At 77.4% G+C, this 13,009-nt stretch carries 12 protein-coding genes; 11 read left to right on the top strand and 1 reads right to left on the bottom strand.

What is annotated here, in order from left to right; all coding sequences use genetic code 11:
* Positions 1–9 precede the first annotated feature (9 nt).
* The 7 genes from obgE (at position 10) to RTG05_RS06675 (ending at position 7,615) form a co-directional block, all read left to right on the top strand.
* Positions 10–1,485, top strand: coding sequence for a GTPase ObgE (gene obgE, locus RTG05_RS06645; protein ID WP_166527981.1), 1,476 nt, complete (start codon positions 10–12; stop codon positions 1,483–1,485).
* On the top strand, positions 1,482–2,621 hold the full coding sequence (gene proB / locus RTG05_RS06650) for a glutamate 5-kinase (RefSeq protein WP_208104828.1): 1,140 nt from the start codon (positions 1,482–1,484) through the stop codon (positions 2,619–2,621). Before obgE ends, proB begins: the two co-directional genes overlap by 4 nt.
* Positions 2,618–3,100, top strand: coding sequence for a peptide deformylase (gene def / locus RTG05_RS06655; RefSeq protein ID WP_166527982.1), 483 nt, complete (start codon positions 2,618–2,620; stop codon positions 3,098–3,100). The genes proB and def overlap by 4 nt, the downstream gene beginning before the upstream one ends.
* Before the next feature lie 169 nt (positions 3,101–3,269).
* The gene (locus tag RTG05_RS06660) at positions 3,270–3,593 is read left to right on the top strand and encodes a DUF1490 family protein (RefSeq protein WP_208104829.1); all 324 of its coding nucleotides are present in this window, start codon (positions 3,270–3,272) and stop codon (positions 3,591–3,593) included.
* Complete coding sequence (locus tag RTG05_RS06665; protein WP_166527983.1) at positions 3,593–5,827, top strand: heavy metal translocating P-type ATPase; 2,235 nt, start codon at positions 3,593–3,595, stop codon at positions 5,825–5,827. The genes RTG05_RS06660 and RTG05_RS06665 overlap by 1 nt, the downstream gene beginning before the upstream one ends.
* On the top strand, positions 5,824–6,633 hold the full coding sequence (locus RTG05_RS06670) for a class I SAM-dependent methyltransferase (protein ID WP_166527984.1): 810 nt from the start codon (positions 5,824–5,826) through the stop codon (positions 6,631–6,633). Before RTG05_RS06665 ends, RTG05_RS06670 begins: the two co-directional genes overlap by 4 nt.
* Before the next feature lie 91 nt (positions 6,634–6,724).
* Positions 6,725–7,615 (top strand): metal ABC transporter permease, encoded by an 891-nt coding sequence (locus tag RTG05_RS06675; RefSeq protein WP_166527985.1) that lies wholly within the window; start codon positions 6,725–6,727, stop codon positions 7,613–7,615.
* Positions 7,616–7,618: 3 nt separating this feature from the next.
* Here RTG05_RS06675 and RTG05_RS06680 read toward each other — a convergent pair whose 3' ends face one another.
* On the bottom strand, positions 7,619–7,984 hold the full coding sequence (locus tag RTG05_RS06680; RefSeq protein ID WP_315912393.1) for an ArsR/SmtB family transcription factor: 366 nt from the start codon (positions 7,982–7,984) through the stop codon (positions 7,619–7,621).
* A 63-nt stretch (positions 7,985–8,047) separates the two neighbouring features.
* Here RTG05_RS06680 and RTG05_RS06685 point away from each other — a divergent pair, with 63 nt between their 5' ends.
* From RTG05_RS06685 to RTG05_RS06700, 4 genes are read left to right on the top strand one after another with little or no spacing between them, the layout of a single operon-like run.
* The gene (locus tag RTG05_RS06685) at positions 8,048–10,021 is read left to right on the top strand and encodes a heavy metal translocating P-type ATPase (RefSeq protein WP_315912394.1); all 1,974 of its coding nucleotides are present in this window, start codon (positions 8,048–8,050) and stop codon (positions 10,019–10,021) included.
* A gap of 34 nt (positions 10,022–10,055) precedes the next feature.
* Positions 10,056–10,853, top strand: a complete 798-nt coding sequence (locus tag RTG05_RS06690) for an ABC transporter ATP-binding protein (protein WP_208104831.1) — start codon at positions 10,056–10,058, stop codon at positions 10,851–10,853.
* Positions 10,850–11,644 (top strand): ABC transporter ATP-binding protein, encoded by a 795-nt coding sequence (locus tag RTG05_RS06695; RefSeq protein WP_208104832.1) that lies wholly within the window; start codon positions 10,850–10,852, stop codon positions 11,642–11,644. Before RTG05_RS06690 ends, RTG05_RS06695 begins: the two co-directional genes overlap by 4 nt.
* The gene (locus tag RTG05_RS06700; protein WP_208104833.1) at positions 11,641–12,978 is read left to right on the top strand and encodes an MFS transporter; all 1,338 of its coding nucleotides are present in this window, start codon (positions 11,641–11,643) and stop codon (positions 12,976–12,978) included. Before RTG05_RS06695 ends, RTG05_RS06700 begins: the two co-directional genes overlap by 4 nt.
* Positions 12,979–13,009 lie beyond the last annotated feature (31 nt).

Raw genomic sequence — 13,009 nt, forward strand, 5'->3', positions numbered from 1 at the left:
GGCGCGGACATGGCCGCTTTCGTGGACCGCGTGGTCGTGCACGTGGCCGCGGGCAACGGCGGGCACGGGGTCGCGTCGGTGCACCGCGAGAAGTTCAAGCCGCTCGGCGGCCCCGACGGGGGCAACGGCGGCAACGGCGGGGACGTCGTCCTCGAGGTCGACCCCAGCGTGCACACGCTGCTGGACTTCCACCACCGCCCGCACCAGAAGGCCGGCAACGGCCGCCCCGGCGAGGGCAGCAACCGGCACGGCGCCCGCGGGGAGGACCGCGTGCTGCGGGTCCCCGCCGGCACGGTGGTCAGCACCCCCGACGGCACGGTGATCGCCGACCTCGTCGGCGCCGGCACCCGCGTCGTCCTCGCGCACGGCGGCAAGGGCGGCCTGGGCAACGCCGCGCTGGCCAACGCCCGCCGCAAGGCACCCGGCTTCGCGCTGCTCGGCGAGCCCGGCGAGGCGCTGGACGCCGTCATCGAGCTCAAGAGCATCGCCGACGTCGGCCTGGTCGGGTTCCCGTCGGCCGGCAAGTCCTCGCTGATCGCGGCCGTGTCCGCGGCGCGGCCGAAGATCGCCGACTACCCGTTCACCACGTTGGTGCCCAACCTCGGCGTGGTCCGGGCCGGCGACACCGTGTTCACGATGGCCGACGTCCCCGGGCTGATCCCCGGCGCCTCGGAGGGCCGCGGACTCGGGCTGGAGTTCCTCCGCCACATCGAGCGCTGCGCCGTGCTGGTGCACGTGGTCGACATGGCCACGATGGAGCCCGGCCGCGACCCGGAGAGCGACATCGAGGCCCTGCAGCACGAGCTGGCCCAGTACCGCGCCGACCTGGTCGACCGGCTGCGGGTCGCCGTCCTCAACAAGGTGGACGTCCCCGACGCCCGGGAGCTGGTCGACCTGGTGCGCGAGCCGCTGGAGCAGCGCGGCCTGCAGGTGTTCGCGGTGAGCGCCGCGACCGGCGAGGGGCTGCGCGAGCTCGGCTTCGCGCTGGCCGCGGCGGTCGAGGAGCACCGCGCCGCGCTGCCCGAGCCGGAGCCGGTGCGGATCACCCTGACCCCGCGCGCGGTGGACGACAGCGGCTTCACCGTCGCGCGCGACCCCCAGGACGAGGGCGTGTTCGTCGTCCGCGGCGTCAAGCCCGAGCGCTGGGTCCGCCAGACGGACTTCACCAACGACGAGGCCGTCGGCTTCCTGGCCGACCGGCTCAACCGGCTGGGCGTCGAGGACGCCCTGCAGGCGGCCGGCGGGCAGGAGGGCGACACTATCGTCATCGGTGACGTCGCCTTCGACTTCGTGCCGACGCTGCCGGCGGGCACGCTGAGCGTCGAGGAGACCGCCGGGCTCGGCGGGCGCGGCACCGACGCCCGCATCGACGCCCCGCACCGGGTGCGCGCCGAGGAGCGGCTGGCCGCCAAGAAGGCGCGCCGGGTGCCCTACGAGCTGACCGACACCTGGACCGACGACGACCTGCCCCGGGACGACGGGTGACGCTGCGCGCGGAGATCGGCGGTGCGCGCCGCGTCGTGGTCAAGGTCGGCTCCTCCTCGCTGACCACACTGCCCGGCGGCCTGGACGAGGCGCGGCTCACCGCGCTGGTCGACGTCCTCGGCGCCGTGCACGCGCAGGGCCGGGAGGTCGTGCTCGTCTCCTCCGGCGCGATCGCCGCCGGGCTCGCCCCGCTCGGCGTCACCGGCCGGCCGCGGGACCTCGCCACCGCGCAGGCCGCGGCCAGCGTCGGGCAGCTGCGGCTGGTGCAGACCTACGCCGACGCCTTCGCCCGGCACGGCGTCACCGTCGGGCAGGTGCTGCTGACCGCCGACGACCTCACCCGGCGCAGCCACTACCGCAACGCCCAGCGCACCCTGGACCGGCTGCTGACCCTCGGTGCGCTGCCGATCGTCAACGAGAACGACACGGTGGCCACCGAGGAGATCCGGTTCGGCGACAACGACCGGCTGGCCGCCCTGGTCGCGCACGTGGCCCGGGCCGACGCGCTGCTGCTGCTCTCCGACGTCGACGGCGTCTACGACGGCGACCCGCGCCGGGGCCCCGCGCAGCTGGTCGACACCGTGCGCGACGCCGCCGACCTCGACGCGGTCAGCCTGGGCACGGCCAGCCGCAACGGCGTGGGCACCGGCGGGATGGCCACCAAGGTGGAGGCCGCGCTGATCGCCGCCCGCTCCGGCGTACCCGCCGTCGTCACCTCCACCGCCCGGGCCGCCGCCGCGCTGGCCGGGGAGCCGGTGGGCACCCGGTTCGCCGTCACGGGCCCGCGGCCGCGCGCCCGGCAGTTCTGGCTGCGCTTCGCCACCCGGCCGCGTGGCCGGCTGGTGCTGGACGAGGGCGCGGTGCAGGCCGTGCGCGAGCGGCACGCCTCCCTGCTGCCGGCGGGCATCACCGGCGTGGTGGGGGAGTTCCTCGCCGACGACCCGGTCGAGCTGGTCGGCCCGGACGGCGTCGTGGTGGCCCGTGGGCTGGTCGCCTACGACGCCCGCGAGCTGCCCCCGCTGCTGGGCCGCAAGACCGGCGACCTGGACCCGGAGTACCGCCGCGAGATCGTGCACCGCGACGAGATGGTGCTCGTCAGGCGCCCCGTCCTGGGTCGAGAGACTGCTGCACCGTGACGATCCGCCCCATCCGCGAGCTCGGTGACCCGGTCCTGCGCACGCCCGCCGACGAGGTGCGCCGCTTCGACCGGGAGCTGGCCGCGCTCGTCCGCGACCTGGAGGACACCGTCGCCGACCCGGGCCGGGCCGGGGTGGCCGCGCCGCAGATCGGTGTCGGGCTGCGCGCCTTCGCCTACAACGTGGACGGCGTCATCGGGCACGTGGTCAACCCGCGCATCGTCGAGCTGTCCGAGGAGACCCAGGACGGCGACGAGGGCTGCCTGTCCATCCCCGGCATCTGGGCGCCCACCGTCCGGGCCGAGCGCGCCGTCGTCGAGGGCGTCGACGTGCGCGGCGAGCCGGTGCGGCTGGCGGGGACCGGCCTGATGGCGCGGGCGCTGCAGCACGAGGTCGACCACCTCGACGGGAAGCTGTACATCGACCGGCTCACCGGGGAGGCGCGCAAGGCCGCGCTGCGGGCCCTGCGCGAGCGCTGACCGGCCCGGCCGGGCCGGCCGTCCGCCGCGGGCGCTCGTGCCCTGCCCACCACGGTGGTCCGCGCACGAGGCGCCCCGGAGCCCGAGGGGTCCCCGCCCGGACTGGTGAGCACCGTTCCCAGTAGCGTCGGGTGCGGCCGGAGTCAGGGACGTCGTGGAGGAGCAGATCGTGGCGGAGTCGGAGCACCAGCGGCGGCAGCGGGGCGCGGGCGCAGGGCGCCTGGTCCGCAGGGCGGCGGGGGTCGTCGCGACCGGGGTGACCGGGGTGCTCGTCGTGCGCCTGGCCGAGGGGTCCGAACCGGGCAGCCTGCCGCGCAAGGTCGCCGTCCGGGTCACCCGCTGGGGCATCGTCGGCACCCGGCGCGCCGAGGCCGCCGTCGAGCGGGCCCGGCTGGCCGCCGGCGACGTCCGCGCGCAGGCCTACGCCGACCTGGGTGAGTCCGCCCCGCCGCCGGCCGCCCGGGGCGCCGGCGGCCACGACCACCCGCACTGATGTCCACGCTCATCGCGGACCCGCCGGTCGTGTCACCGGCCGGCGACCCGGTCGTCGTCGCCGACGCCGGCGGGCGGGTCCGCCTGGCGGTGCCCTGGCTGACCGGCTCGCCGTCGCGGGCGGTGCTCGCCGAGGACGGGCTGGACGACGTCCCCGGCGTGCTGGCGGTGCAGGCCTTCCCGGTCACCGGGCACGTGGTGGTCTGGGCCGACGCCGCCACGGACCGGGCGGCGGTCCTGCAGGTGCTGACCGCGGTGGCCGCGGCCCCGGCCGACGCGCCGGTCGCCCGCGCGCCGCGGTCGGCCGACGTCGCCAACCGGGAGCTGGTGCGCATCGCCGTGGGCGGGGCCGCGCTGGTGCTGCTCGGCGTCCGCCGCTACGGGCTGGGCCGCCCACCGGCGCTCTCGCCGGGCAGCCGGTTCGCCGTGTCGGTGGTGACCGTCTTCACCGGCTACCCGTTCGCCAAGGGCGCGCTGGGGGCCCTGGCCGGCCGGCGCACCGCGGGCACCGACGCGCTGGTCACCGCCGCCACCGTGGCCAGCCTGCTGCTGCGGGAGAACGTCGTCGCGCTCACCGTGCTGTGGCTGCTCAACATCGGCGAGTGGCTGCAGACTCTCACCCTGCGCCGCACCCGCCGGGCCATCTCCGCGCTGTTGGCCGGCGCGGAGACCACCGCCTGGGTGCTGCTGCCCGACGGCACCGAGCTGCAGGTCGACCTCGCCCGCCTGCAGGTCGGTGACCTGGTGGTGCTGCACGACCAGGTCACCGTGCCGGTGGACGGCGAGGTGGTGGAGGGCACCGGCGTGGTCGACCAGGCGGCGATCACCGGCGAGCCGCTGCCCGCGGCGAAGGCCCCCGGCGACCGGGTGCACGCCGGGTCGGTGAACCTGCGCGGCCGGCTGGTGGTGCGCGCCTCGGCCACCGGTGAGGACACCGCCATCGGCCGGATCATCGCCCGCGTCGAGCGGGCGCAGGACGACCGCGCGCCGATCCAGACGGTGGGGGAGACCTTCTCCCGCCGGTTCGTGCCGGCCTCCTTCGCGCTGGCCACGCTGACCTGGCTGCTCACCGGCGACGTCCGCCGCGCGATGACCATGCTGCTCATCGCCTGCCCGTGCGCGGTCGGGCTGTCCACGCCCACCGCGGTGAGCGCGGCCATCGGCAACGGCGCCTCCCGCGGCGTGCTGATCAAGGGCGGGGCGCACCTGGAGGCGGCCGGGCGGGTGGACGCCGTCGTCTTCGACAAGACCGGCACGCTCACCGTCGGCCGCCCGGTGGTCACCAATGTCGTCTCCTTCACCGACCGGTGGTCCCCGGAGCAGGTGCTCGGCTATGCGGCCAGCTCCGAGGTGCACTCCCGGCACCCGCTGGCGCAGGCGGTCATCCGCTCCACCGAGGAGCGGCACATCCACATCCCGCCGCACGAGGAGTGCGAGGTGCTGTTGGGCCTGGGCATGCGCACCCAGGCCGACGGGCGGGTGCTGCTGCTGGGCAGCGAGGCGCTGATGGCCAGCGAGGGCGTCGCCGTCGGCACCGAGGCGCTGGACTGGCTGACCCGGCTGCGCGAGGCCACCGAGACGCCGCTGCTGCTGGCCGTGGACGGCGAGCTGGTCGGGCTGGTCAGCCTGCGCGACGAGCTGCGCCCGGAGGCCCGCGCGGTGGTCGACGCGCTGCGCGCCGACGGGGTGCGCCGGGTGGTCATGCTGACCGGTGACCACGGGACGGCCGCCGCCGCGGTCGCCGCGGCGCTGGACATCGGCGAGTGGCGGGCCGAGACGCTGCCCGAGCACAAGCAGGACGTCGTCGACCGGCTGCGCGCCGAGGGGTACACCGTGGCCGTCGTCGGCGACGGCACCAACGACGCCCCCGCGCTGGCGGCCGCCGACATCGGCATCGCGATGGGCCTGTCCGGCACCGACGTCGCGGTGGAGACCGCCGACGTCGCCCTGGTCGGCGACGACCTGCGACACCTGCTCGACCTGCGCCGGCTCGGCGGGCGCACCCTCGACGTCGTCCGGCAGAACTACGGCATGTCGATCGCGGTCAACGGCGTCGGGCTGCTCGCCGGCGCGGGCGGGGCGCTGTCCCCGGTGCTGGCCGCCGTCCTGCACAACGCCTCCTCGGTGGTGGTCGCGCTCAACTCCTCGCGGCTGGTCCGCTACCGCGGCCTCCGCCGGGACGACCCCGCGATCGAGCCGGACGGGCTGCGGCGCGACGGGACGGGCCCGTCGTGACCGCCGCCGAGCCGTCCCCGGCGCGCTGGGCGGGCGCCTTCGACGCCGCCGCGGCCGACTTCGCCCGGCTCGCCCCGCTGCTGTGGGACCCGGTCGAGCAGGCCACCGTGGCGGCGGTGGGCCTGCGGCCGGGGCAGCGGGTGCTGGACGCCTGCTGCGGCGACGGCGCCTCCGCGGTGCCCGCCGCGCACGCCGTCGGGCCCACCGGGCACGTGGACGCCGTCGACCTGTCCCCGGCGATGGTCGGCCTGGCCCGCCGCCGCGCCGGCGACCTGCCGCAGCTGACCGCCACCGCGGCCGACGTCACCACGTGGACGCAGGACGGGTACGACGCCGTGCTGTGCGTGCTCGGCGCCTTCTTCCTCCCCGACATGGACGCCGGCACCGAGCACCTGGTCCGCCGCGCCCGCCCCGGCGGCCGGGTGGCGGTGACCTTCTGGCGGGCCGGCGCCATGGTCGCGCCCGGGATGGCGCTGGCCCGGGCGGTGGCCCGCGAGAAGGGGGAGCCGGTGCCCGGTGACCCGCCGCGCAACCGGCTGCAGGAGCTCGGCGCTCCCGACGCGCTGGCCGGCTGGTTCACCGACCGCGGCGCGGACGGCGTCGAGGTGACCACCGTGCCGCACAGCCTGCCGGCGACCGACGACGCGCTGTGGCTGCTGGTGCTCGGCTCGGGCTTCCGCGGCCTGCTGGCCGGCCTGGACGACGACGCGGTCGGCCGGGTCCGGGCCGACCACCTGGCACAGCTGGCCGGTGGGCCACCGCTGGACGCCACCACGCTGGTCGCCGTCGGCTCCCGCCCCGGCTGAGCCCGGTGCCCCCGGAGATCCGCTGACCTGACGGCGGTCGCCATCCTGCTACCGTGCCGAGAATGATTCTCAACAAGCGCCCCGTGGCACCGTGCTGAGCCACGGCTTCATGTGGCACGCGCTCGTCGCCGCGGTGCTGGCCGGCGTCGTGGCGCCGACGATCGGGGTGCACCTCGTGCAGCGCCGGATGTCGGTCGTCGGCGACGGCATCGGCCACGTGGCGCTGGCCGGCGTGGCGCTCGGCGTGGTCACCGGCGCGGCTCCGGTGGGCACCGCTGTGGTCGTGGCGGTGGCCGGGGCCGTGGCGGTGGAGCTGCTGCGCGGGGTGCGCCGCACCGAGGTCGACACCCTGCTGGCCATCCTCTCCGTGGGCGGCGTGGCCGGCGGCGTCGTGCTCCTGTCGGCGGTGCCGGCCGGCCGGACGGCCGACCTCGACGCGTACCTGTTCGGCTCGGTCCTCACCACCACGCGGGGCGAGCTGGTCGTCCTGGCGGGTGCGGCCGCCGCCGTCCTCATGGTGACCGTGGGCCTGCACCGGGCGCTGTTCGCCGTCTCCCTGGACGAGGAGTGCGCCTGCGCCGCGGGCCTGCCGGTGCGCTGGCTCGGCCTGCTGCTCGCCGCCACGACGGCGGCCACCGTGGTGGCCTCGATGCGGGTCCTCGGACTGCTGCTGGTCAGCGCCCTCATGGTGCTGCCGGCGGCCGCCGCGACGCTGCTGGCCCGCAGCTGCCGGGGCACCCTCGCCCTCGCGGTGGTCATCGGCGGGCTGTGCGCCGTCGCCGGCACGACGGCCGCCTACACCGCGGGGCTGCCGGCCGGTGGTGCGATCGTGCTGCTCTGCGTGGCGGTCTTCACCGCCGCGACCGTGGTGCCCGGTGCCCGGCGCTGCGCGTGCCGCGTGCTCGGCACGCGCGCCGGCCACCGGCCCGCCCGGCCGGCGGAGGTGCCGGCGCTCCGCTCGCGGGTGGGCCTGCTGCCCTGAGGGTCAGCCGACGGCGGGGGCCGCCCCGGTGGCGGCCGGCGCGCGGTGCCCGCCAGGGCAGTCGGCGTGCACGAGCGCCTGGCGCAGCAACACGCCCACGTGCTCGTCGGCCAGCGCGTAGATGACGAAGGTGCCCTCGCGGCGGTTGGTGACCAGGCCGGCCAGCCGCAGCTTGGACAGGTGCTGGCTGACCGCGGTGGCCGACGTGCCGGCCAGCTCGGCCAGGCAGGCCACCGACGTCTCGCCCTGCATGAGGGCCCACAGGATGGCCACCCGCGTCGGGTCCCCGAGCATGCGCAGCGCCTCCGCGGCCCGCCGGACGGCGGCCGGCTCGGGCATGTCGAAGTCCTCGATCCCGCGGTGCCCCACGGTCCCAGGTTAGCGATCGTGGTCAAGTGAACACCTGCGCAGTTGCGCAGGTACTGTCGCGGCATGACGTCCCCCGCCCGGACCACCGCCCCGCCGGCCGCTCCCAGCGGGGTCCCCCGTCCGCCGGCGGCACCGGCGTCCCGCCGCCCGGCGGCGCTGGCCGCGGCCTGGTCGCTGCCGGAGGTCCGCTGGGCGGCCCTCTCCCTGGCGCTGTTCGCCGTGGGCGCCGTGGCCCAGCTCGCCGGGGCGCCGGCGCCGGTGTACTGGGGCCTCTACCTGGCCTGCTACGCCGCCGGCGGCTGGGAGCCGGCCCTGGCCGGTCTGCAGGCGCTGCGCGAGCGGACCCTGGACGTCGACCTGCTCATGGTGGTCGCCGCGATCGGCGCGGCCTCGATCGGGCAGGTCTTCGACGGCGCCCTGCTCATCGTCATCTTCGCCACCTCCGGCGCGCTGGAGGCCTTCGCCACCCGGCGCACCGCCGACGCCGTCCGCGGGCTGTCCCGGCTCGCGCCCGAGCAGGCCGCGGTGCTCGGGCCGGACGGCGCCGAGCGGCTCGTGCCGGTGGCGGAGCTGGCCGTCGGGGACCGGGTGCTGGTCCGCCCGGGCGAGCGGGTGCCGGCCGACGGCACGGTCGTGGACGGCAGCTCCGACGTCGACCAGGCCTCCATCACCGGTGAGCCGCTGCCGGTCGACAAGGCGGTCGGCGACGACGTCTACGCCGGCACCGCCAACGGCACCGGCGCGCTGGTGGTCCGCGTCGGCCGGGACCCCGGCGAGTCAGTCGTCGCCCGCATCGGCGCGCTGGTGGAGGAGGCCAGCGCCACCAAGGCCCGCACCCAGCTGTTCATCGAGCGGGTCGAGCAGCGCTACTCGGTGGGCGTCGTCGTCGCCACGCTGGCGGTCTTCGGGATCCCGCTGCTCGCCGGCTCGGCGGTCGAGGACGCGCTGCTGCGCGCGATGACGTTCATGATCGTCGCCTCCCCGTGCGCCATCGTGCTGGCCACCATGCCGCCGCTGCTGTCCGCGGTGGCCAACGCCGGCCGGCACGGCGTCCTGGTGCGCTCCGCGGTGGCCATGGAGCAGCTCGGCAGCGCCGACCTGGCCGCCTTCGACAAGACCGGCACCCTCACCGACGGCCACCCCGCCGTGGTCGACGTCCGCACCGCCCCCGGCGTGGCCGCCGACGAGGTGCTGCGGCTGGCCGCCTCGGCCGAGGCGGCCAGCGAGCACCCGATCGGCCGCGCGGTCGTGCGCGCGGCCGGCGAGCGCGGGCTCCCGCCGGTACCGGCGACCGGGTTCCGCGCCGAGGTCGGCTCCGGTGTGACCGCCACCGTCGCCGGTCGGGTCGTGCGCGTCGGCGCCCCCCGACCGGAGGACGGCGCGGTGGTCGGCGCCGCCGTGGACGAGGTGCTCGCGCGCGGCCGCACCGCCGTCGTGGTCTCCGCCGACGGCGCGCCCCTCGGGGTGCTGGCCGTGGCCGACCGGGTGCGGCCGGAGGCCCCCGCGGCGGTCGCCGCGCTGCGCGGACTGCTGCCGGGCGAGCCGGTGCTGCTGACCGGCGACGACCGCCGCGCGGCCGAGGCGCTGGCCGGGGCGGTGGGCCTGCGGGAGGTGCACGCCGGGCTGCTGCCCCAGGGCAAGGTGGACGCGGTCCGCGCGCTGCAGGCCGGCGGCCGCCGGGTGCTGCTGGTCGGCGACGGCGTCAACGACGCCCCCGCGCTCGCCACCGCCGACGTCGGGGTGGCGATGGGGGGCATCGGGTCGGACCTGGCCCTGGACACCGCCGACGTGGTCGTCGTCCGCGACGACCTGTCCGCGGTGCCGGCGGTGGTGGAGCTGTCCCGCCGGGCCCGGCGGGTGGTCGTCCAGAACCTGGTGATCGCCGGCACGCTCATCGGCGTGCTGGTCGTCTGGGGCCTGGTCGGCACGCTGCCGCTGCCGCTGGGCGTGGCCGGTCACGAGGGGTCGACGGTCCTGGTGGCGCTCAACGGCCTGCGGCTGCTGCGCCGCTCCGCCTGGCAGCCGCCACCCCACTAGCAAGAGCAATAACCGTTCCCACTAATCTGCGAGGGTGCCCGGAACCGCCCCGCTGAGTCCGCTGCTGGACGTCCGTGACCTGTCGGTGTCCGCGGCCGGCCGCGAGCTGGTGTCCGGCGTGGGCTTCACCGTCCGGGCGGGGGAGCGGGTCGCCGTCGTCGGCGAGTCCGGCTCGGGCAAGACGCTCACCGTCTCGGCGCTGCTGGGGCTGCTGCCGCCGGGGGTGCACGCCGCCGGGAGCGTCACCGTCGACGGCGTCGAGGTGGTCGGCACGCCGGAGTCCCGGCTGCGCCCGCTGCGCGGCCGGGTCACCGCCCTGGTGCCGCAAGACCCCGGCACCTCGCTGAGCCCGCTGTCCCGGGTCGGCCGGCAGGTCGCCGAGCCGCTGCGCGCGCAGGGGCACTCCCGCCGGGCGGCCCGCGCCCGGGCGGTGGAGCTGCTGGGCCAGGTCCGGCTGCCCGACCCGCCGGCACTGGCCCGCCGCCACCCGGCGCAGCTGTCCGGCGGGCAGCGCCAGCGGGTGGCCATCGCGATGGCGCTGGCCGGCGGTCCGCGGCTGCTGGTCGCCGACGAGCCGACGTCCGCCCTCGACGTCACCGTGCAGGCCGGCGTCCTGGACGTGCTGCGCCGGGTGACCGACGAGCGCGGCACCGCGCTGCTGCTCATCACGCACGACCTGGCGGTCGCCACGTCGGTGTGCGACCGGGTCCTCGTGCTGCGCTCGGGGCGGCTGCTGGCCGACGGCCCGCCGGCCGCGGTGCTCAGCGCCCGCGACCCGTACCTGAGCGAGCTGGTGACCGCGGCGCGGGAGACGTCCCTGGTGGCGGCGTGACCGAGCTCGCGAGGTCACGGGGGGAGCAGGGCACCGAGCTGCTGCGCGCCCGCGGGGTGACCCGCCGGTACGGCCGGCGCCGCGAGCCGGCCCTGGCCGGGGTCGACCTGGCGGTGGCGCCGGGGGAGCGGGTGGGCGTGGTCGGCGAGTCCGGCTCCGGCAAGACCACGCTGACCCGGCTGCTGCTGGCACTCGAGCGCTGCGACGCCGGGGAGGTCACCTACCGCGGCCACGGTGTGCACCCCGGGTCGCCCGCGGGCCTGCGCTGGTTCCGCCGGCGGGTGCAGATGATCCCGCAGGACCCCTCCCGCTCGCTCAACCCGCGCATGCGCGTCGGCCGCGCCGTGGCCGAGCCGCTGCGCTGCCTGGGCATCCCCGGGGACCACGCCGCGCGGGTGGCGCACCTGCTGGTCGCCGTCGGACTGGAGCCCGATGCCGCCGACCGGCTGCCGCACCAGTTCTCCGGCGGCCAGCGGCAGCGGATCGCCATCGCGCGGGCCCTGGCGCCGCGACCGGAGCTGGTGGTCGCCGACGAGCCGGTCAGCGCGCTGGACGTCGCCGTCCGGCTGCAGGTGCTGCGGCTGCTGCACCGGCTGTCGGCCGAGGAGGGCCTGGCCATGGTGTTCGTCTCCCACGACCTCGGCGTGGTCGCCCACCTGTGCTCCCGGGTGCTCGTGCTCGCCGGCGGGGCCTGCGTCGAGGAGGGGCCGGTCGACCGGGTGCTGACCGCACCGGCGAGCCCTGCGGCCGCCGCGCTGGTGGCCGCCGTCCCCCGCCTGGCGCTGCCGTGACCGTCCTGCTCCGCCGGTGGCCCCCGCTGGCACTGTTCCTCCGGCTGCCGGCGGTGCCGCGCCTGCTGCTGCTCTCCCAGCTGGCCTTCAACCTGGGCTTCTACCTGGTGGTGCCGTTCCTCGTCGTCCGGCTGACCGAGGACCTCGCCCTCGCCGGCGGCCTGGTCGGCCTGGTGCTCGGCGCGCGGACGTTCAGCCAGCAGGGCCTGTTCTTCCTCGGCGGCGGGCTGGCCGACCGGTTCGGGATCCGGCCGATGGTGCTGCTCGGCTGCGCCGTCCGCATCGCCGGCTTCCTCGTCCTCGGGGTGGGCACCTCGCTGCCGGCCGTGCTGCTCGGCGCGGTGCTCACCGGCTTCGCCGCGGCGCTGTTCTCCCCGGCCGTGGAGTCGGCGCTGGCCGACCAGGGGCGCCGGCTGGAGGAGGCCGGGGTCGCCTCGCGGGTCGAGGTCTTCGGCCTGGACGCGGTGGCCAGCACCGTCGGGGCGCTGGTCGGTCCGGCGCTCGGCGCGCTGCTCCTGCCGTTCTCGTTCACGCTCACCGCCGGCCTCGGCGCCGGTGTCTTCCTCGTCGTGCTGCTGGCGCACCTGCGCTGGCTGCCGCGCGGCCTGCGCACGGAGGGCAGCGGGGAGGAGTCGGTGCTGACCGGCTGGGGGCACGTGCTGCGCAACCCCGCGTTCCTGGCCTTCGCCGCCTGCTACTGCACCTACCTGCTCGCCTACAACCAGCTCTACCTCGCCCTGCCGGTGGAGCTGGTCCGCGCCACCGGCGGGCAGGACGCGCTGGGCTGGCTGTTCGTCCTGGCCGCGGCGCTGGTCGTGGTCGCCCAGCTGCCGCTCACCGCCCGCGCCCGCCGCGCCGGCCCCCGCCGGGCGCTGCCGGCCGGGTTCGCGCTCATGTCGGCCGCCTTCGCGCTGGTCGCCGCCGTCGCCCCGCTGCCGCCGCCGGCCGGTCCGTGGGCCCTGGCGCCCGCGCTCGGCCTGGTGGTGCTGCTGCACGTCGGGCAGATGGTCGCCGTCCCGGTCGCCAAGGACCTGGTACCCCGACTGGCCGGCGAGCGGCGGCTGGGCGCGCACTTCGGCGTGCTCACCTCCGTCGGCGGGGCGGCCGTGCTCGTCGGCAGCACCGTCGCCGGCGCGCTGCTCGACCGCGCCGACAGCCCCTCGCCGGCCGCCGCCGTCCCGTGGCTGGTGCTGGCCGCCCCGCCCGCCGTCTCGGCCGTCGCGCTGTGGCTGCTCACCCGGCGGCTGGAGCACGCCGGCCCGGCGGCGCGGCCGACGGCGCCGGTGCCCGCGGCCGTCACCGCCGACCTGGACGCCCCGTCCCCCGACCGCTGACCCACCCCCCATCGAGACGAGGTCCACCCCC

This window comes from Geodermatophilus sp. DSM 44513, assembly GCF_032460525.1.
In the GTDB taxonomy this organism is placed as follows: domain Bacteria; phylum Actinomycetota; class Actinomycetes; order Mycobacteriales; family Geodermatophilaceae; genus Geodermatophilus.